The 19,679-nt window shown below is 39.2% G+C and carries 17 protein-coding genes and 1 pseudogene; 1 reads left to right on the forward strand and 17 read right to left on the reverse strand.

Going from position 1 to position 19,679, the window contains the following annotated elements; translation table 11 throughout:
- Positions 1 to 285: 285 nt before the first annotated feature.
- On the reverse strand, positions 286 to 1,950 hold the full coding sequence (asnB, locus tag HPE56_RS09565) for an asparagine synthase B (protein WP_188243555.1): 1,665 nt from the start codon (positions 1,948 to 1,950) through the stop codon (positions 286 to 288).
- Between the two features lie 272 nt (positions 1,951 to 2,222).
- Here asnB and HPE56_RS09570 point away from each other — a divergent pair, with 272 nt between their 5' ends.
- Positions 2,223 to 2,762 (forward strand): DUF2911 domain-containing protein, encoded by a 540-nt coding sequence (locus tag HPE56_RS09570; RefSeq protein WP_188243556.1) that lies wholly within the window; start codon positions 2,223 to 2,225, stop codon positions 2,760 to 2,762.
- 62 nt (positions 2,763 to 2,824) lie between these two features.
- Here the strand turns inward: HPE56_RS09570 and HPE56_RS09575 are convergent, their stop codons facing one another.
- The 16 genes and pseudogenes from HPE56_RS09575 to HPE56_RS09650 all read right to left on the reverse strand — a co-directional run bounded on the left by HPE56_RS09575 (position 2,825) and on the right by HPE56_RS09650 (position 19,600).
- Positions 2,825 to 4,444 carry an amidohydrolase gene (locus HPE56_RS09575; RefSeq protein ID WP_188243557.1) on the reverse strand — a complete coding sequence of 540 codons (1,620 nt, stop codon included), beginning with the start codon at positions 4,442 to 4,444 and terminating at the stop codon, positions 2,825 to 2,827.
- Between the two features lie 153 nt (positions 4,445 to 4,597).
- The gene (locus tag HPE56_RS09580) at positions 4,598 to 5,008 is read right to left on the reverse strand and encodes a hypothetical protein (RefSeq protein ID WP_188243558.1); all 411 of its coding nucleotides are present in this window, start codon (positions 5,006 to 5,008) and stop codon (positions 4,598 to 4,600) included.
- 89 nt (positions 5,009 to 5,097) lie between these two features.
- Complete coding sequence (locus tag HPE56_RS09585) at positions 5,098 to 5,859, reverse strand: NYN domain-containing protein (RefSeq protein ID WP_188243559.1); 762 nt, start codon at positions 5,857 to 5,859, stop codon at positions 5,098 to 5,100.
- Between the two features lie 18 nt (positions 5,860 to 5,877).
- Positions 5,878 to 9,129 carry a S41 family peptidase gene (locus tag HPE56_RS09590; RefSeq protein ID WP_188243560.1) on the reverse strand — a complete coding sequence of 1,084 codons (3,252 nt, stop codon included), beginning with the start codon at positions 9,127 to 9,129 and terminating at the stop codon, positions 5,878 to 5,880.
- Between the two features lie 20 nt (positions 9,130 to 9,149).
- Entirely contained in the window at positions 9,150 to 9,629 is a 480-nt protein-coding gene (locus tag HPE56_RS09595) for a GyrI-like domain-containing protein (protein ID WP_188243561.1), read from the reverse strand.
- A gap of 8 nt (positions 9,630 to 9,637) precedes the next feature.
- Positions 9,638 to 9,877 (reverse strand): annotated as a pseudogene (locus HPE56_RS09600) (MBL fold metallo-hydrolase); the annotation flags it as partial.
- 248 nt (positions 9,878 to 10,125) lie between these two features.
- Complete coding sequence (locus HPE56_RS09605; RefSeq protein WP_188243563.1) at positions 10,126 to 10,317, reverse strand: cold-shock protein; 192 nt, start codon at positions 10,315 to 10,317, stop codon at positions 10,126 to 10,128.
- A 145-nt stretch (positions 10,318 to 10,462) separates the two neighbouring features.
- Positions 10,463 to 11,767 (reverse strand): MFS transporter, encoded by a 1,305-nt coding sequence (locus tag HPE56_RS09610; RefSeq protein WP_188243564.1) that lies wholly within the window; start codon positions 11,765 to 11,767, stop codon positions 10,463 to 10,465.
- A gap of 226 nt (positions 11,768 to 11,993) precedes the next feature.
- Positions 11,994 to 12,878 (reverse strand): hypothetical protein, encoded by an 885-nt coding sequence (locus HPE56_RS09615; protein ID WP_188243565.1) that lies wholly within the window; start codon positions 12,876 to 12,878, stop codon positions 11,994 to 11,996.
- A 400-nt stretch (positions 12,879 to 13,278) separates the two neighbouring features.
- Positions 13,279 to 13,797, reverse strand: a complete 519-nt coding sequence (locus HPE56_RS09620) for a hypothetical protein (RefSeq protein ID WP_188243566.1) — start codon at positions 13,795 to 13,797, stop codon at positions 13,279 to 13,281.
- Positions 13,798 to 13,822: 25 nt separating this feature from the next.
- A complete protein-coding gene (locus tag HPE56_RS09625) occupies positions 13,823 to 15,205 on the reverse strand; it encodes a leucine-rich repeat domain-containing protein (protein WP_188243567.1) in 1,383 nt (460 codons plus the stop codon).
- Between the two features lie 164 nt (positions 15,206 to 15,369).
- The gene (locus HPE56_RS09630; RefSeq protein WP_188243568.1) at positions 15,370 to 16,347 is read right to left on the reverse strand and encodes a hypothetical protein; all 978 of its coding nucleotides are present in this window, start codon (positions 16,345 to 16,347) and stop codon (positions 15,370 to 15,372) included.
- Positions 16,348 to 16,514: 167 nt separating this feature from the next.
- Positions 16,515 to 16,982 (reverse strand): hypothetical protein, encoded by a 468-nt coding sequence (locus HPE56_RS09635; protein ID WP_188243569.1) that lies wholly within the window; start codon positions 16,980 to 16,982, stop codon positions 16,515 to 16,517.
- A gap of 90 nt (positions 16,983 to 17,072) precedes the next feature.
- Positions 17,073 to 17,627, reverse strand: a complete 555-nt coding sequence (locus HPE56_RS09640; protein ID WP_188243570.1) for an outer membrane beta-barrel protein — start codon at positions 17,625 to 17,627, stop codon at positions 17,073 to 17,075.
- 85 nt (positions 17,628 to 17,712) lie between these two features.
- The gene (locus tag HPE56_RS09645; protein WP_188243571.1) at positions 17,713 to 17,877 is read right to left on the reverse strand and encodes a hypothetical protein; all 165 of its coding nucleotides are present in this window, start codon (positions 17,875 to 17,877) and stop codon (positions 17,713 to 17,715) included.
- 31 nt (positions 17,878 to 17,908) lie between these two features.
- Positions 17,909 to 19,600, reverse strand: coding sequence for an OmpA family protein (locus tag HPE56_RS09650; protein WP_188243572.1), 1,692 nt, complete (start codon positions 19,598 to 19,600; stop codon positions 17,909 to 17,911).
- Between the last annotated feature and the right edge of the window lie 79 nt (positions 19,601 to 19,679).

Consider the following 19,679-nt stretch of genomic DNA (forward strand, 5'->3'; position numbering starts at 1 on the left):
TTGCAATCTTACAAATATAACCAATACCCTATGGAATATAGGCCTTTGGCTTTTTTTTAACCTTGAAGTTATCAACAATAATTGTGGAAAATATGGCCCAAATTATTTGGTGTTTTTCAAGCAATAACTACTGGTTTGCTTTCCTTTTCCTCCCATAGGCCACAAACAGAAAAGAAGCATCAAATGAATGACACTTCTTTTTTGACTAATTCAACTAAAATCCGAAACTATACACCTCCCTAGGAAGGCTATCAGATTTTTTTATTTGCTTAAAATCGCTTACTCTTAATAAGCATCGTCATGAACATTGGCCACTGCCCTTCCCGATGGATCGTTCATGTTCTTGAACGCCTCATCCCATTCCAAGGCAATCTTTGTACTACAGGCCACTGAAGGTTCCTGGGGCACACATAATGCGGCGGCATCGGATGGGAAATGTGATTCGAAAATAGTTCTATAATAGAACTCTTCTTTCGTTGTAGGTGTTTGCAATGGAAAACGGAATTTGGCGTTCGCCAATTGCTCATCGGTAACTTCCGTTGCCACAACTTCCTTCAAAGTATCGATCCAACTATAGCCAACACCATCAGAGAATTGTTCTTTCTGTCTCCATGCCACACTTTCTGGAAGCATTTCCTCAAAAGCCTTACGAACCACCCATTTTTCCATGCGTTCCCCGTTGATCATCTTATCCTGGGGGTTGATCCTCATGGCGACATCCATGAATTCCTTATCCAAGAATGGAACACGCCCTTCAATTCCCCAAGCTGCCAACGATTTATTCGCCCTTAGACAATCGTACATGTGTAGTTTACTCAACTTACGAACGGTTTCTTCGTGGAATTCCTCAGCGTTCGGTGCTTTGTGGAAATACAGATAGCCTCCGAACAATTCATCGGCTCCTTCGCCTGAAAGCACCATTTTTATTCCCATTGACTTAATAACACGTGCCATCAAATACATTGGGGTGGAAGCCCTAATGGTAGTGATGTCATAGGTTTCCAGGTTGTATACCACATCCTTGATGGCATCTAGCCCCTCTTGGATGGTAAATTTGATTTCGTGGTGCACCGTTCCTATATGGTCGGCAACTTTCCGGGCTGCCGCTAAATCCGGTGAACCCTCCAAACCTACTGAAAAGGAATGTAATTGGGGCCACCAAGCATCGGTTGTATCATTTGACTCGATACGTTTCTGTGCATACTTTTTCGCTATGGCAGAGGTTACCGAAGAATCAAGTCCTCCAGAAAGCAACACACCATAAGGCACATCAGACATTAGCTGTCTATGAACCGCTGCTTCCAAAGCTTCTTTTATCTCTTGGATACTGGTTTCATTATCTTTAACGGCATCGTACTCCATCCAATCACGGGTATACCATTGCTTCAATTCCCCATCACTACTATGTAAGTAATGTCCGGGAGGGAACAATTCAATTTTGGTACAGGTACCTTCCAACGCCTTTAATTCAGAAGCCACATAGAAAGTTCCGTTCTGATCCCATCCCATGTATAAAGGAATGATCCCCATATGGTCACGGGCTACAAAATATTCGTCTTTTTCAGCATCATAAATGGCAAAACCGAATATCCCGTTCATCTCATCGATAAAGTCAACTCCCTTCTCTTGATACAAGGCTAGAATCACTTCACAATCGGATTCTGTCTGAAAATCATATTTACCCTCAAACTGCTTTCGTAGCTCCCTATGGTTATATATTTCCCCATTGGCGGCAAGCACTAACTTCTTATCAGGACTGAACAACGGTTGTTTTCCCGAGGCTGGATCGACAATAGACAACCTTTCATGAGCCAAAATAGCTTTCTCATCCGCATATATACCGCTCCAGTCTGGTCCTCTATGCCTGATTTTCTTGGACATTTCCAACAATTGAGGCCTTAAAACTTCTGTACTTTCCTTTACGTCAAAGGCACAAACAATTCCACACATACTTTAATATTTATATCAATTTATAGGCAAATATCTATTTAAACTTTCATTTAAAAAACATAATATCACATAATGATTACATTTTATTATCTTAAACATAGATTAAACTACATATTGATACCATTTATACGGAAAAACAAAAATAACCGCCCATTATGTAAGTTGGGATAATTTTAACGACTTTTTGTATTCCAATAAATAGAGAACTATTTAGTTTTGGAAAAACTAAACCTGAAACGAATTCAGGACAAAAAACAAAGACTAAAATGATTATGAAAAAACTAGCAACACTATCCCTTATCATGCTTGCCTTGATATGCACGAGCAATTTATCTGCCCAGAAGTTCAGCGGATTGGACAAAAGTCCCATGGACATGACATCATTCCCTTCCAGTTACAAAGTAGCCGACAAAGCGGTTCGTGTAACGTACAGTAGACCTCAATTAAAAGGTCGTTCCGTTTCAGAACTTGCACCCGCCGGTGAAGTATGGAGAACCGGTGCCAATGAAGCCGTTGAAATTACTTTTTACAAGGATGCCAATGTAGGCGGTACCGATGTAAAAGCAGGTACCTATTCCTTATTCACTATTCCTGGTAAAGGGGAATGGACGGTTATCCTAAACAGCAACCTCAACCAATGGGGTGCGTATTCTTATGACAAAAAAGCAGATGTAGTAAGGGTCAAGGCTGCGACCAGTAATGACAGTGAGTCTTTGGACGCATTCTCAATGGCCTTCAAGGAAGTAGAAGGTGGAGCACAATTGGTAATGGGTTGGGGAACCGTTAGGGTTAACCTACCTATTATGTTCTAAGACGATCGATCTAAATGATCAAGAATGAAAAACCGAAGCAAATTGCTTCGGTTTTTTTATGTTTAATGAACCCGTTTCCCGGCAATATAAGTCTGTTCTGCCATGATTTTTGGAACATTTTCAATAGATACTTCCATCAGGTTGTCGCTATACACCGTGAAATCGGCGAACTTCCCTACTTCTATACTGCCCTTCTCATCTTCCTCAAAATTGGAATACGCCGCCCAAATGGTCATGCCCTTTAAGGTTTCTTCGCGGGTCAATGCATCTTTCATCTGATAGCCTTTCTCGGGATAACCCTCCAAATCCTTCCTCGCCACAGCGGCATAGAACGTTAGGAACGGACTCACTTTTTCCACAGGAAAGTCGGTTCCCAAAGCAATAGTCCCGGCTTTTTCCAATAAGGCTTTATAGGCATAAGCTCCTTTTTCCCGTTCTTCCCCTATCCGATCCCCTGCCCAATACATATCACTGGTCGCATGGGTCGGTTGTACGGAAGGGATAATCCCATCCTTGAAGTAATCAAAATACGCTGGGGAAATAATCTGTGCGTGCTCAACTTTCCAACGTCTATCTTTTTTACCTTCCAAGGCTCTTTTATAAGTCCTTAAAACAACGGCATTGGCAGAATCGCCTATGGCATGTGTATTCATTTGGTATTCGGTTGCTGCAATGCTATCCGCCAAACGCTCTATTTGGGCTATAGGGGTAACCATGGCCCCATAATGTCCCGGTTTATCAGAATAAGGTTCGCGCATAGCCGCTCCTCTTGAACCCAGGGCCCCATCGGCATATACCTTGAAGGAACGCACATTCAGGTGTTCGGTTTTAAAGGGTTTACGCTTCAAATAATAATCCAAATTACTTTGAGAAGCGCTTATCATCGCATATATCCGAATGGATAGATCCCCGGTTTGCTGAAGGCTATCGATCAACGCTATGGTTGAACGAGCAAGTCCCGCATCATTCACAGTAGTCAATCCATAATCCAAACAAATGCTTTCGGCATCCTTTAAAGCTTGGATTTGGGCCTCCCTATCCATGGGAGGAATTACGGCATAGACCATATCCATGGGGTTATCGATCAAAACACCGGTCAATTTCCCATCTTTCTTGACGATTTCACCACCATCGACCTTGGTATCCGTATCAATACCAGCCATATCCAATGCTTTTTGGTTGACCAAGAGTGCGTGCCCATCGATTCGGATTAGGGCTACCGGTGTATCTGGAAACAAGGCATCCAATTTATCTTTAGTGGGAAATTCCTTTACCTCCCAATCGTTCTGATCCCATCCATCCCCAAGGATAAAGTCCATCGGATCACGTTCCTGAAACGCCTTGACTTTTTCAAGTACCTCATCATAACCCTTGGTCCCCATCAAATCGACCACTTGTTGTTTTTGGCCCAATCCGTAAAAATGGCAATGGGCATCAATGAGTCCGGGAGTAATGGTTTTTCCTTGGGCGTCCATGATAGTATCGGAAATATATTTCGCTTGAATTTCATCCGATGTGCCTATGGCTAAAAACTTACCATCATTTACCGCAAAAGCCTCGGCTTTGGAAAAATCCCCATCTACGGTATAGGTATTTGAATTGATTACGATCAAATCAACATTTTCCTTTTTTTGGCCACAGGCCATAACCAATAACAAAAAGAGTGGCAGTATATATTTCATAAACATAGGGTTGGTTGTTTAAAAGTTATATGAATTGGGGGATTATCAAATTTAAGCATAAAAACCCAATCGTTTAAACCCCCAAAAAAGCTGAACGCTACACTAGTTGCCTATACCTGCCCAGTTTATGAAAACCATGCCCTAAGACAACCTTCAAGAACGTCTTTTGCCCTTAACCATGAACGTTCCTTCATTGGTACTGCTTTTTCCCGATATCCCATCACTTGTGGCTGTCAATTCCACCGCTACGGTTTGCCCTTCTATAAAAAGATTGAATTTTATGGAATTCCCGACCACTTCAACATCCTTCCCTTCCAATTCACCTTGCTCCAACTTTATCTTAACGGTATATGCCGTATCTAACTTATCGATAACAATGAGCCCTTTACTATATTCATAGAGCACATTATCAACCGTATATTCATACGTACCGACCAACGCTTCGTTGAATGCTGGGATATCTATTGTTGTTGCATTTGAATTTTCACTGGACCAGGTAATAGATGAGGCCATCAGGAATAAGGCGAGGAATACTATTTGTGATTTTCTATGTATTGTTTCCATATGATGTACTTAAAGATTCTATCCTATAAATTTAGACCATAGAATATAGGTCATTCTTGTTTTATATTGAAACTTATGGACTTAAACCCCTATTTCTTTCGGGAGTGTGATGATTTTTTTTCTTTCACCTTTACATAGACCAACTTATTACGGCCCCGGGAATCCTCTCTACGGTCCAATTCAAAATTCTTAATAGCCGACATTAAAGGCGTCAACTTCTGAAAACCATAATTACGGGAATCGAAATTTGGATGTCTTTTTTGAAGCAAGCTACCTACATCCCCCAAGAAGGCCCAGCCATCATCATCGGCCACATCATCAATGGTCGAAGCTATAAGTCGAATATCCTTTGGAGTGATCTTATCTACATTACTTTCCGGAACATTCTCACTTTGGTTCGTCCCCAACGTTTCCTCTGATTGGGCTTTAAGAATCTCGATATAGATAAACCGATCACAGGCCACAATAAATGGTTTGGGGGTTTTCTTTTCGCCCATTCCTATCACTTGCATACCGGCTTCCCGCAATCTTGTAGCCAGACGCGTAAAATCGCTATCACTACTTACGATACAGAACCCATTGACCTTGCTGGAATATAATATATCCATGGCATCGATGATCATCGCCGAATCCGTAGCGTTCTTACCCGAGGTATACCCGTATTGTTGTATCGGGGTAATGGCATTTTCCAAGAGAACGTTCTTCCATTTACCCAAACGCGGATTGGTCCAATCCCCATAAATACGTTTGATCGTCGGGTTACCGTATTTGGCTATTTCCGCCATCATCTCCTTGACGTAAGCGGAGGGAATATTATCCCCATCTATAAGTACTGCAATATTTAAATCCATTTTATATTTTATTTTATTTTATTCTTTATTATTGAACGATTTATCTGGATATGCGGGTGGTTTTGGCACCTCCCTCGGGTCTTCCTTTATTAATTTTTCAAGGTGTGTAATAGCCGCTTCCAATTGGGCATCTTCCCCTTTGAAGGTTGCATGCGGCAGGTTATCAACTACAATATCGGGTTCAAAACCATGACCTTCGATAAGCCATTCCCCATTTTCCCCATAAACCCCCATCATGGGTGCCCTAGCCAAACCACCATCACTTAATCGATTCGCCCCGCTCAACCAGATTTCACCCCCCCAGGTACGCGTACCTATAGCCGTACCCAAGCCTAATTTTTTAAAGCCATCCGCAAATGCCTCACCATCGGAGGCCGTATTACCATCGACAAGGATAACGATATGCCCACGGAAGGCATACTGCATATTCCAATACGGCTTTCCTGAACGTGATTTCCAATACATCCAGGCTTTACGAAGCAATTTTTCCAATATGAAACTTTCAATATTACCCCCTCTATTATGCCGTACATCAATGATCAGTCCCGGTCTATCAAAAATAGGATAAAACTCCCTATACCATTGGTTTAGATCCCGACTGCCCATGGCCTGTAAATGCAGGTATCCCACTTTTCCTTCGGTAGCCTCCTCTACGGCCAAACGCCTGGAATATTCCCAATCGCGATATCGCAGACTGTAAATATTCCCCTTGGGTTTTACAATGATATCTTTTTTTATGGTGCCACGTTTTACCGTCAACCTTACCTGTTTATCTTCCTGGTTCCGGATCAATTCACCCATGTCCAAGGCGGACAATGCTGGCTTACCATTGACATCGGTTATGATATCCCCGACCTTAACATCGAGATATGGATCATCCAAAGGCGATTTTTCATCGGGATAATCCGGGTCTGCTTTATAAATATAATCAATACGGAAACCACCTTGGCCTTCATCACGAACCAATCTTGCCCCTAAGTCCGCAACAGGGATATTCACATCATCATTCCTCATATCACCACCCCTTACGCTGGTATGCAAGGCAGACAACTCCCCTACAAACCGACCTATGAGATCGGACAATTCACTTCTAGTGGTTATACGATCGGTTAAAGGATAATATTTATCATACATGGCCTTCCAGTTCACCCCATGCATATTCTTATCATAAAAATAATCACGTTCCATACGCCAGGCATCGGTAAAAATCTGCTTCCAATCCTCTTGGGGGGTTATCGCAAATTTCCATCCGGAAAGATCTATCTTATGATCATTCAAACTACTGACCTTATCGGTCCCGGCATCGACCATATAAAAATTGTTCTTTTGCCTAACCAATAATTTCTTGCCATCGGCGGTCATGTTAAAACTTCGGACATCCTCAACCATGGTTTTCAGTTTCACCTCCTCCTTATCGATTTTCAAAACCCCTAAATGCGTCTTCGCATCAACACCGGTTTCGCTGACCAAGGTGTAGATGGCTTCTTTGGTCACGGCCAATCCCCTATAATTACCGGGCTTCAACGGCACTTCCTGAATTCGTTCGACAATTCCTTCCTGATCAACAATCACATTGACTTTTTCCTTCCCTTTTTCCTTTTCATCATCCTTTTTGGTCTTGGGTACCAATTCATCGTCGGGTCGAAAAGGAGACCTAGTTCCTTTTTGTAAGGCAATATGATACAGTTTCTCACTGGCATCAAAATATGGTTCCGGTTGTCTTGGTCCCCACGGACTTCCCACTAGGGTCGTAAAGCTTCTATCTGAAAGAAAATAAATAAACTTGCCATCGGGACTCCATGCCGGATAATTACTGTTCGCCCTATTGGTAGTTATAGGAAAGGAGTTGCCCGATACCACACCGTATAAATGTACCTGCGCCATGGTATTATCCGCTACTTCGGTAAAGGCAATCCATTTACTGTCCGGTGCCCATGATAAAGCGTAAATACCTTCTTCGTTGGTCGATATTTTTTTACTTACCCCCGTGGCAATATCCAGTATAAACAAATGTCCTTCCAAATCATCATAAGCCAACCATTTACCATCGGGTGAAGGCTTGCCCGCATATCTTAAAACTTTACCATCTTGGGTAATCGATTTATTGGGTCCTACGCCATTACTGGGCATACTAACAAATTCGAATTCCCCACTTTCATCGGAAAGCACATAAATCCTTTTTCCATCGGGGGAAAAAACAGCATCCCTAAGCCTGACATTCTTCTTATCGGTAAATGCTACCCAACGGCCCGACTTCACCGGCACCACAAAAGTCCTTCCCCTAGCCGTGATCACTACCCTTTCCCCTTGGGCATCCGGTTTGACGGCGGTAATATATTTCGATGGGTCCTCTACCCACTTTTCACGTAATTGATCCAGGTCCGATGTCAATCGAATGTCTATTTTCTTCTTGGTTCCATCCGCAATGGTATAATGCCATATATCGGCTCCAATTTGATATACGATATTACCATTGTGAAGATTGGCATATCGGACATCAAAACCGGTATAATCGGTGTGCTGTTTTAGATCATTGCCATCCCCGTCCATAGACCAAATATTCATGATCCCATCGCGATCGGTAATGAAATAGACCCTTCCGTTATACCACATGGGATGATGGCTTTCACCGGCATATCCTTTGGTCAACTGAATGGCCTCTGGACTACCTTGGGTAAATTTCCAGATTTGTCTGGCCGTACCCCCTTTGTATCGTTTGGTCACATTGCCATGATAGGATGGTCTCACAAAAAAAACGGTGTTCCCCGAAGCATCAAAAGAGGCCTCACTGGCTTGACTCAAGGGAATTCGTTCCTTGATTTTGGTATTCATATCTACGGTCACCAATTGACGATCTGGCAACGTGGCATAGGCACGGGTATCATATACGATCTTCCCGTCTGGTGTCCAACCATTAGCTATCGAAACATCACTTTCATACGTCCAACGAACCGGAAGCCCTCCGGTTATAGGCATGGTGTATATTTCGGTAGGACCTTCGTAACTTGCTGAGAAGGCAATGGTCTTTCCGTCGGGGGATATGGCAGGATATTGTTCCTCCTCGGTATGGGTTGTCAACTTTCGTGCCAACCCTCCGGCCAAAGGAACCGTCCAAATATCACCTTCCGCGGAAAACACCAAGGTATTCCCGTGTACATCGGGATATTGATAATACCCTTCGAAACCCTGGGCATAAATCGATTGACTGACCATGCACCATAGCACCGCAAAGGTGCTTAATCGCCCAAAAATTCCATATTTAGATATCATATACCTTGTTTTTAATCTTTTTATTTATGTCGTACCGGAATCCAAATCTGCTCTTCGGATTCGGGGTGGTTGTTCTTGTACTTTTCCCCCAGCACCTCAAAATGGGGTCGATTATCCAAAATATAGTCCGAGTTGGGCAACCAAGAGGAAAAGATATACTCAAATATCCGACTATTGGTACCGGAACCTTTGTAGTCAAAAACAGCATATAAGCCTGCCTGTAAGACAAAAGTACTACATTGGCCGGGAACATTAATGAAATCAACCACCTCAACCATAGCCCACTTCTCGAATTCGATTGTGGGATCAAAATTATCAAAATAGTCTTTTGGATATACCTGTAGTGAAAATTTATTGTCTGAAATGGTGTTGGAAATCGTTTTGATCATTGGCATGAATGAACCCCACAGTTCCTCGGTCCTGTTTTGGGCCAACGACATTCTAAGGTGTTTACCTACCAATCTTTTTTCTTTTAAAGCTTCAATTCTTGGTTTCAACATAGGCACACTTATTCTTTGACCATTTTGATGTTATAGTCCAACAACCCCATTTTCCCAGTATTTCCGTGACCGGGTATCACCACTTCCACATCGGGATATTTCCTCTTTAAGCTTTCTACGGTATTTGACCATTCATGCAGGTTGGCATCACCAAGATATCCTTTACCGGCACCTTCGGACTTAATCAAACATCCTCCGAACAGGACTTTCCCATTGGGGTAATAGCTGACAATATTATCCTTTGTATGCACGGTCAGTTTCGAAATTATGAGATGCCCTGATTCGTAACTGGTATGGGTGCTGCTTTGCGACCTAGCCCCTATAAACAAAAAGGGGAATATCGGGAAAAGATTTTTTTCGACTTTCATATGCGACATCACGGCAATTTTAAAACAAAACCCACGTAAAGCAATTTAGAGAATTATTTAAAAAAAGCCTACAAAAAAAGCCTATCAATATTGATAGGCTCCTGTCTTAAAAAATTAAATAGTATATATTAAACTACTTTTACGTTTACCGCATTTAATCCTTTATTACCTTCTTCTAGATCAAATTCAACTTCATCGCCTTCACGAATTTCGTCTACTAATCCAGATACGTGTACAAAATGATCCTTGTCAACGCCTTCTTCAGTTATAAAACCAAATCCTTTGGCATTATTGAAGAACTTTACTGTTCCTTTACCCATTGTTAAAATTTTAATTAATTACTTTTCTTAAGACAAAGATAGCCCCAATAAATGTAATTGGGGGCTTTTTTAACCGTAAAGCACTATAAATAAATTATTTATACTGATTTTATTGACCTAAGGGCGAAATATTTTTTTTTGTCAATTATTGCGGATTATCTGCTTTTATAGAACCTACGACCAAAAAAAGCAAGAAAGCAAGAGCCAAATACCCCAATAACCCATACGAATCAAAGGTTGAAAAGCACAAACTAAAGACAGAGGGAGCCAAAGCGCTGGCGAATACAATCAACCCCATGATCTTCCCGGTTATGGCCCCTAAATGATCCCGTCCATAAAACCGCGGCCAGGCGATGGCATTCAACACTGCAAAAAAACCACCCAAGAGCCCAATTCCGGCAATCAAGAAATACATACCCATAGGGGAAGACAACATCAACAACCCCAAAGAAGCGATTATACCCCCAAAAAGCATTAAATACAAATACAGTTTTAACGAAAGGTAATCGCTTAGGTAATTGAAAATGCTCGAAATAGTAACAGCCACTACCGACGCAGGTAAGAAAATCGAAATAGCTTCTGATTTAGGATACCCTTCGTTCGCGAAAATCGAGACCACATGGAAGGTTAGTCCCGTGATAAAAAAACTATTGAAGGCCAACATTAACCCATACATCCAAAAAGCACGTGTAGCTTTTGCTTGCTGCAAGGTATATTGTTTCCTCTCCTCCTTAACTTCGGTCTGTGTATTATCCGGAATATCGGCCCCATCGGGCAAAAGACCATGTTCTTCCGGTCTGTTCTTATAAAACTGTAGAATGAGGATACTAAAAACCAAAAGTGCCAAGGCCAATATACGCCACGCCCCATCCCAACGATAGTCCTCAATCAGTAAATTGACCCATAGGGGTGAGGACGAAAAACCAAAGGAAATGGCAATACCACTAAAAGCATTTACCTTACCCCTGTTTTTATCGAACCAGATCATGATCATATTCCTAGAGGCCATTGTCAAAACCCCTTGTCCCGAAAAACGGATCAAAAAGAACAGCAAGGTCATTACACTAAAAGGGACCAACCAGGAATCGATAAGGAAGGTGGTCTTTACCAGATTGCTCATCTCAAGCGACAACGAACTTAGAAACAGGGCGAAAGCCAGAGTCAGTGCCGCAAAAAAGGCCGTATACCGTGCCCCATAGCGATCAAACCAAATCCCGGCCTTACCGATAAACAGGGAACTCAATATGGTCCCTATCATATAAGCGTTACTAAATTGATTTCGAGAAAGCCCCAAAGCATCTTTTACGGGATCGGTAAAAATCGAAACCCCAATAGTCTGTCCGGGTATACTGAAGTATATGCCCAAGGAGCCCACAATGAGGACAATATAACCGTAAAAAATTGGACTTTTGGCAGGATTTATAAGTGAAAAACGATTGACTCTATCCATAGCGAAATTTCAAAGGGCGAAATTACGTGTTTTGTATTAAACAACAGGATTGAAACTGTTTTAAATAACCACTACCGACCCCCAATAACGAACGGAAGTTATTCTTTTCAAATGCATCATTTTGATCGCTCTTATTGTAGCCTTACCCTAGTTCAACACTATAAAAAACCTGGCGAAATCGCCAGGTTTCCTGTCACACTTAAACCCCTAACATCGGTTTCCCTAGCTATTGTCCCATTCGTATTGCCTTTTGTATCATATCATACGTTAGTCTTAACTCTTCCTCGCTCATGGCCTGCATTTCAGGGTCATCGGCAGTTACCATTTCTTTCCAATCTTCATAGGACATATTTTTCACAAACTCCATATTCTCTTTCATTTCATCCATATCGACATCAAAGGATTCGCCATCCATAAAACTTTCTTCCGTTATCACAGGAAAGTCAGGAAGTTCAAAACTGGAATTTGGAAGACTTTGATTGAACTTTGCGCTAACAGCCTCTTTGATCGTGGTGATTCCCATTAAGGTACCTTCGGTTTTCAACAACACCCCTTTATACAACCATTGTTTTATGCCCATTAGATCCCAGATTTCACATTCATAGCCTAAAACCACTTCGGTTCCAATCAGTTTACCTCCCATACTTTCAAGAAGCTCCTTCCCCACTTTACCGGCATCTGCATCTTTTTGGAACATTTTGGTCATACCCATGGCCAAATCGTCCATTTGATGGATTTCCTTTCGTTTAAAATCAACCGAATAACTTTTGCCATTATCCAATTTGACCATCGTGTGTGACTCCGAAACTTCCTTGGCTGTTTTACCAAAGATAGTTGTGGTTGTGGTTTGGGCAGTCGCTTCTTCCTTGATTTCCATAGCTCCCCAGTCCTTAAAGAGTAGGGTTTCAGTACCTGTTCCCGAAATCGTTGTTCCCATTACATTCCCTGAAAGCACCGACTTATAACGAATACTACCCGACTCTATTTCGTATCGTTTTAACTGTTTATCCTGGATTCCATTGGTCAATGTACTATCCAAAGTAGCTTCATCCTTTCCTTTACAGCTTATCGTAACCAAGCATAACAAAAAAAGTGTTGTTAATTTTCCCATTGTTTCTATTTTTAAATTATCATATTCTTTATTTATTTTAATTCAAATACGCGGCAAAAACCGGAATCTTAGTTGGTATTTTCATCAATGATCTTTGAACTATATTTTACTGATTATCAACATCTACCGTAAACCCTTTGCCATTATCCAATTTACTGATAACGTGAGGTTATTCTTTGTCCTCCATTTTATCACCCAATCTTTATAACAAACAGTTTCTGCCATATCTCCAGACATGGTGCTTCCTAAGAGTTTATCATTACTTGTAAATTCATCTTTACAAAACCTCATTTTATTTGTTATCATTTCAATGCCCTTTTACCGTTGGTATTACACCCTAACAACGAAGCTTACAAGAAAATCAATAGGCTTGACTTTTTCATTTGTTGGGATTTGGAGATTATAAAGGATTTGCCGTAACTTCCAATTCAGCTGTGACTTCAATATTAAAATTCACCTCACTTTCATTTGAAGTAGTTTGTCCTGAAATACCAACAGTTATACTTTTGTTGTTTTTTAGTAAATCGGCCATACTATTTAGTTTATTAACATCCGTAATTTCAAAAACAGTAGCTGCATCATAAGCTGATTTCACATTAAAACCTTCTGTTTTTAAAATAATAGTGTTAGCATAAAGATCCACATCAACATAGGCTTCCGTATTTCCAGAAAAACTTATGATCTTGTACGTGAATTTTTTGATTTTTACATCCTTAATCTTGTCTAAATAATCATGGGTATCGTTGTTGTCCATGCTTAAGTCGACACTTTGGTCAATGGTTTCCTGACCTTGGTCAACGTGAGCAACAATGGTTGATTTTACGGTTGTATCAAAATCCACATCCAAGAGATCCTCATCACAAGATGTACATGCGAAACAAATAAGTAATGCAGATAAAACATTAACAGTTCTTTTCATAAGGTTATTTTTATAGGTTTTTTGTTCAAAAAAAGATATCACAATTTGGTAGCAAGCCTCTTATCCTTTTTATTTCCAATTCATTTAAATGATTTTCAGAAATATTAAGGTTGTATATATTAGTTAATTTACTGACTGATTGGGGTAAGCCGCTTAATTGATTGCCTTCCAAAGAAAAGCTGTTTAAACCGGTAAGGTTACCAATTGAATCAGGTAGGTTTACCAATTGATTATCTTCCAATGAAAGACTGTTTAAATTTGTGAGGTTTTCGATTGAATCAGGAAGATTTACAAAATAATTATTGTTTAAATTCAAAAACGATAAGTTATTAAGTTTCCCTACTGATTCTGGAAGCCCGGACAATTGGTTGTTTTCTGCATAAAGCATTGACAAGTTCATTAAGCTTCCAAAGGTTTCAGGCAACTTCTTAAGCTTGTTATTGGTAAGGTATAATTCTTGAAGATTGGATAAATTCCCAAAAGATTCCGGAAGTAATTCTAATTGATTTCCATAAAGATTAAGGATATAAAGATTGTTGAGGTCACCAAAAGATTCTGGAAGTGTTTTTAATTGATTAGCACTTAGATTAAGTTCATTTAATGTTATAAGGCTTGTAATAAACCCAGGTAAACTGTTTAGTTTATTACCACTTATATCAAAACTTTCCAAATTCGTTAACTTATTAAGCGATTCCGGTAAGTCTATAAGTTGATTATTACTAAATGAGATTTTGGTCAAATTAGTTAAGTTGTCAACCGATTTAGGTATTTTACTTATTTGATTATCTATCAGAAATAGTAGTTTTAGATTTGTGAGGTTCCCAACAGATTCCGGTAACCCATTAAGTTGGTTTCCCCCTAACGATAGTTCAGTCAAATTAGTAAGCTTGCCAATAGATTCTGGAATACTTGTCAGTTTACTGGAAGAGATATTGATAGTTTGTAAACTATCTAATTTACCGATGGATTCTGGAAGGCTCGATAAGTTACTTTGTGAAACAGAAATGCTTTTTAAATTAGTTAACTCTCCTATAGACTCCGGTAATTCGGTAATTTTACTAATGGAGATATTTAGGTGTATTAAATTTTTAAGATTTCCAATAGATTCTGGCAGATGGGTAAATTGGTTCATTCTAAATTCAATAATTGAAAGATATTGCAGTTTACCGATTTCTTCAGGGAGATTTGTGATTTGTGTATTGGCTATGGTTAGGTATTTTAGATTTTTGAGTTTCCTAATTGAACTGGATATACTGGTGATTTCCTGCCCACTTAATTCTAAATTAAAAACTTGATCAGGAGTTCTTAATGCCTCTTCAATGGATGTATAGGTTTTATTCTCCTGCGCAAATACACTTGCACTTAGAATAAATAAGAGTATACATATTACTGATTTTAATAGTTTCATTTTTAAAGTTTTTAAGTTTCACATAACCTAAGTGGATTGAAAGGATTACAATTATCTGATGAATTTTGATTGGATACTTGGCATTTACAATCACCATCTTCAGTAAAAAAATCTTCTTCTAAAAAATCAAGTATTGCATTGGATTCTTCTTGGATTCCCTCATGCTAATCGATTGTCTCGATATACTTTTTAAAACGATAGATTATGCCCTCCTTCCTATATTGCAGAGTATCGCTGCTTAATTCCAATATTTCAGCATTACCATTCAAGACCTTTTCATCGGCACTGGTCATTACAATCGTATTTTGATTTTCATCGTATGCCCAGGTTCCTACCTCCAATATCTCCTGCATATGAAAAAAACCCATTTTAAGCACCCCATTTTCAGCAAAAATCACCCCCGAATCAACTTCCTTTATTTCCTCCCCCTTTTGCATTTCAGTGAGCACCCACTTACCCATGACCAATGACTCCTGCTCTTTCCCAGATATTTTTCGTTCCACAATGAATATTTTGCCATCATTTTCCAACTCAAGCATATCATCAGTGAGCCTAACTATTTTGTTTTTACCAATTGGCATATTTTCACCACGTAAACCAATCATGATCAGAGACATGTCCTTCTTGTTAAAAATCCATGTGCCTTTTAGTTTTGTTTCACTATTTTCTGATTTCTGAATTATTGTAAATTCATCAGGTTCCCTAAAACTTATATATGAACTTATATATTCCGATGGCAGATTCTTAAACTGCCACATCCCATTGATATTGGACTTTTTATTACTTGCTGCGATTTCAGCCCTATCCAGTTTTTCGTAATTAATTTTTGTCCCATCCTTTAGAACAACCAACTCGGCACCTGTTAATTTTAAAATCTTTCCTTCCCCATTATAATCCTTATCAAAATCGGACATCATAATAATGGCATTACTTTTTTTATGGTAACCCCAGGTCCCTAACTCTTGCCCCATAACTTCCAATTTTCCATTTTCTTTAAAATTTTGAATGAAAAATGGCTCGTATGATTCATCTCCCTGTGTAATTTTCGTCACCAACCAATGGCCATTAATCTGTTCCTCTTGGGCGTTAGAAAATCCAACACAGGAAGTAATAACTATTACTATGAGATATATCTGTTTCATTGTCAAGAATTATATAGATTATGCTGTCTTTTTATGGTTTCGATTTAATTATATGTTTTTAAAAAGTTAGAAGAGAATACACTTAAAGGCATAACCAAGGGTCCATGTATTCTCTTCAGTTATATATATTAAATACTATTTGCTTTTATTACATGGTATGTTTCTCGTTATTCACAATTTACACGGGAAACAAGATTGGCTGTTGCCTCAAGCGTAAAAGAGTGGTCTACCAATGGGTCACTCATATACCAAACAGAACAATTAATAATTATGTCGTTGGTCGATGTTCTTGTTGCTGAACCAGCAGCAGAAGTATAAACCTCTCCCATAAACACTCCTCCTACTGAAAACCCATCGTTTTCCATACAAGTATTGTACGGACCCTCTTCCAGATACCTTACGTCACAAAAACTACGGGTTTCACCTACTAATATTTTAGATGATTGTATTGTTAAATTTGACTCATCTGGGGCCGTACCATTAATTATGAAATAACCATCCGGACAAACAGATATTTCACCTATAAATTCGGTTGCAGTAACACCATCTATTTTTAGTGTGTACTCGCCTACCTTGAAATCTTGATCGTCGTCATTATTAGAGTCATTATCACTGTTGCATGAGCTAAATGCCAAAATGGATATGCTTAATAAAACGGATAGTATTAGAATAGATTTTTTCATGATTTACTTATGATATGATTGATTCCTTGGTTTAAACGGATTTTAAAAACGATACAACATACCTGCGCTTAGTTGTAAGTATCCTCCGTTGTTTATTGCGTATTTAGCTTCTCCCAAACCGAATAAATTATCAGATAGTTTATAGCGCCCACCTACACCTACATTTATACCCGTATCTGTACTGCTTATCGTACCAGTTGATGCAGTAGGTTCTTCGTCATAAGGAAAATCATAATCTTCATAATAACCATCAAAACCTGGAATACTGACCCGCATAATATTTATGCCTGCAATACCATAGAAATCTAGATTATCGGTTTTTGAAAACACATAATGTGCATCAAGATCAAATCCCAACCATTTTATTTCATACGCTCCTTCTCCTTTTGGGAAGTAATAGTTAATCCCTAGAGAAGCTTCCCATTCATCGTTTATAAGATAAACGCCTTTAGCAAAGACGGCAGCTGAATTTATATCGGTTGCATAGGCTAAACCCCCTCCTGCTAAAATTTTAGAATCCTGTGCTTCTAGTTGTTGTGTTGTTATTGCAAGCATTGCAATCATTGCAGTTGTAAAAAATAATTTTGTTTTCTTCATAATTAGGTTATTCAATTGTTTATTTAAAATTTCACGAATTCGACTCTTCTATTGTTTGCTTTTCCTTCTGCTGAACCGTTATTGTCTATTGGTTTAGACTCTCCATCCCCATCATAACCATTTTTCCATCTTCAGTATTTTCGGCCATCATATAGGGATTTTCAATTTCACCGTTAACCTCAACCTTGGTCACCAACCAGCTCCCCACAATTTTTTCTTTTTGCGAATAGGCCGCAGTAACAAAAACCATCAAGAGAATTATTACATATTTCTTAATGCTATTATTTTAAAACTTTTAAAATTGTGGTTTCATAAGGGTAAAGAATCTCGCCACCATTTCTAAAATCCGCTTGGTCGGGTTCTACACCCTCATTTCCTGTGTCTAAATCACAAGTAAAAGTTCCTCGGATTTCCAAATTATCGGATTGACTATGAACGGATCCATTGTAGTTGTAGGTAACATATTTAATGGTAAGCTTATTATTGTCGTTTTTATCAATATCCAAAATCTGCATTTTACCCATATTGCCATCTGTAGTTGCATAAATGATAACAGTACTAGGTCCATTTACAATTCCGGAATTATTTGACATAGGAATATTGAAACTATCTGGTAGTGATTCCAACTTTGCTCCAATTGTTTTTTTATCTAGCTGATCAAATGTTGGATTATCGCTACTGTTACTGGTGTTATTTGAGTTTGAATTTCCAGTGAATTTCACGAATTCCACACGTCTGTTATTGGCTTTTCCTTCTGGGGTACTATTATTATCTATGGGCTTACTCTCACCAAAACCGTCAGATTTAAGTCTGTTTGCTGAAATTCCCATGGTAATAAGTTTTTCCATAACGGTTTTTCCTCTAGCTTTAGATAATGTCATATTTGTATCGTCTCCACCATCGCTATCTGTATGACCTTCTACACTAAAATTGATTTCGGGATTTTTTTGCATCAACTGATAAATTTTATTGATTGGTCCCATACTTTCTGCTTTTAGGGTTGCTTTGTTGGTGTCGAATTTTATTCCGTTTACCACAATTTTTCCTTCAGAAAGTACACGGTCATAATATTTTACACCACCTTTAGCGATGCGGATGTTTTTGATGTACATATTGTCATTACCTGCTTCAATAGTAATTCCAGAAGGATTAATTTCTAAGTGCGGAACATTTATTAAACGTGTATCATTAAAATAAGCTTTGAATTTCCCTTTGGTATAAGCAATAGAAATGTGTTTCCACGATCCTTCAAGTTCATTTGCCCATCCTATCTTTTCAGTTCCTGGATAAGACTTATCTGAATCCATAAACGATAAAGCATGAGGCATTACAACCAATCGTTCTGTATTTTGCCTATTGTTTTTTTGGTCACATAAATAAATCCATAATCTGTTTGATGTTGTGTATCCTTTTGCAAACCATACATCTAATTCTACAGTAAAAACATCGGGCAAATAATCTTCATTAGAATTTTTAAGGTAGGGTATAATGTAAGATTGGTGACTAAGAAACATAATCACATTTTCGCCATCAACATTCCCAATTTCAGCATTACCTTTATATAAATCCCACCGACTTGGAAACTCTCCATTTTCTTCGTCGTTACTTGGTCCATCTTCGAAAAGTACTGTATCTCCTGGTACATAATCGAACTTGCTCCATACCACGTTAGGACCTTTAGATTCTTGAAGCCCTACATCTTCTGCATCATTTTCCGAGGAACCTGACTGCGTCCCATTTTGTTTAGTAGTCCCCGTCGTGTTTTCTTCTTCTTTTCCATCGATGGCATCCTCGGCCTTATCGAATTCCTCATCGATTTTTTTATTGACCCTCTTTTCTGAACGGTTGTCAGCCTCACGCTCTATTTTTGCCTTGGCCTTGTTCGCTAGCTTTTTTAAAAATTGACCATGGGTAACTTGCGGTGCAAACAAGAAAATGGTCAACAGGACAGATAATCTCCAGAGTAATTTCATAGTTTAGGTTTTCTATTTGTTCAAGGTCAAAACTACCTTACCCTATGCTATTGGACGTCATCAAAAAGTGTGATTCATA

The organism is Maribacter aquimaris, from assembly GCF_014596745.1.
GTDB lineage: Bacteria > Bacteroidota > Bacteroidia > Flavobacteriales > Flavobacteriaceae > Maribacter_A > Maribacter_A aquimaris.

Coding starts and splice junctions, on each gene's coding strand:
- HPE56_RS09640 (WP_188243570.1), bottom strand. CDS start 17,627: ATGAAGAAAACAAAATTATTTTTTACAACTGCAATGATTGCAATGCTT.
- HPE56_RS09620 (WP_188243566.1), bottom strand. CDS start 13,797: ATGAAAAGAACTGTTAATGTTTTATCTGCATTACTTATTTGTTTCGCA.
- HPE56_RS09605 (WP_188243563.1), bottom strand. CDS start 10,317: ATGGGTAAAGGAACAGTAAAGTTCTTCAATAATGCCAAAGGATTTGGT.
- HPE56_RS09625 (WP_188243567.1), bottom strand. CDS start 15,205: ATGAAACTATTAAAATCAGTAATATGTATACTCTTATTTATTCTAAGT.
- HPE56_RS09645 (WP_188243571.1), bottom strand. CDS start 17,877: ATGGTTTTTGTTACTGCGGCCTATTCGCAAAAAGAAAAAATTGTGGGG.
- HPE56_RS09630 (WP_188243568.1), bottom strand. CDS start 16,347: ATGAAACAGATATATCTCATAGTAATAGTTATTACTTCCTGTGTTGGA.
- HPE56_RS09585 (WP_188243559.1), bottom strand. CDS start 5,859: ATGGATTTAAATATTGCAGTACTTATAGATGGGGATAATATTCCCTCC.
- asnB (WP_188243555.1), bottom strand. CDS start 1,950: ATGTGTGGAATTGTTTGTGCCTTTGACGTAAAGGAAAGTACAGAAGTT.
- HPE56_RS09595 (WP_188243561.1), bottom strand. CDS start 9,629: ATGTTGAAACCAAGAATTGAAGCTTTAAAAGAAAAAAGATTGGTAGGT.
- HPE56_RS09650 (WP_188243572.1), bottom strand. CDS start 19,600: ATGAAATTACTCTGGAGATTATCTGTCCTGTTGACCATTTTCTTGTTT.
- HPE56_RS09590 (WP_188243560.1), bottom strand. CDS start 9,129: ATGATATCTAAATATGGAATTTTTGGGCGATTAAGCACCTTTGCGGTG.
- HPE56_RS09580 (WP_188243558.1), bottom strand. CDS start 5,008: ATGGAAACAATACATAGAAAATCACAAATAGTATTCCTCGCCTTATTC.
- HPE56_RS09575 (WP_188243557.1), bottom strand. CDS start 4,444: ATGAAATATATACTGCCACTCTTTTTGTTATTGGTTATGGCCTGTGGC.
- HPE56_RS09570 (WP_188243556.1), top strand. CDS start 2,223: ATGAAAAAACTAGCAACACTATCCCTTATCATGCTTGCCTTGATATGC.
- HPE56_RS09610 (WP_188243564.1), bottom strand. CDS start 11,767: ATGGATAGAGTCAATCGTTTTTCACTTATAAATCCTGCCAAAAGTCCA.
- HPE56_RS09615 (WP_188243565.1), bottom strand. CDS start 12,878: ATGGGAAAATTAACAACACTTTTTTTGTTATGCTTGGTTACGATAAGC.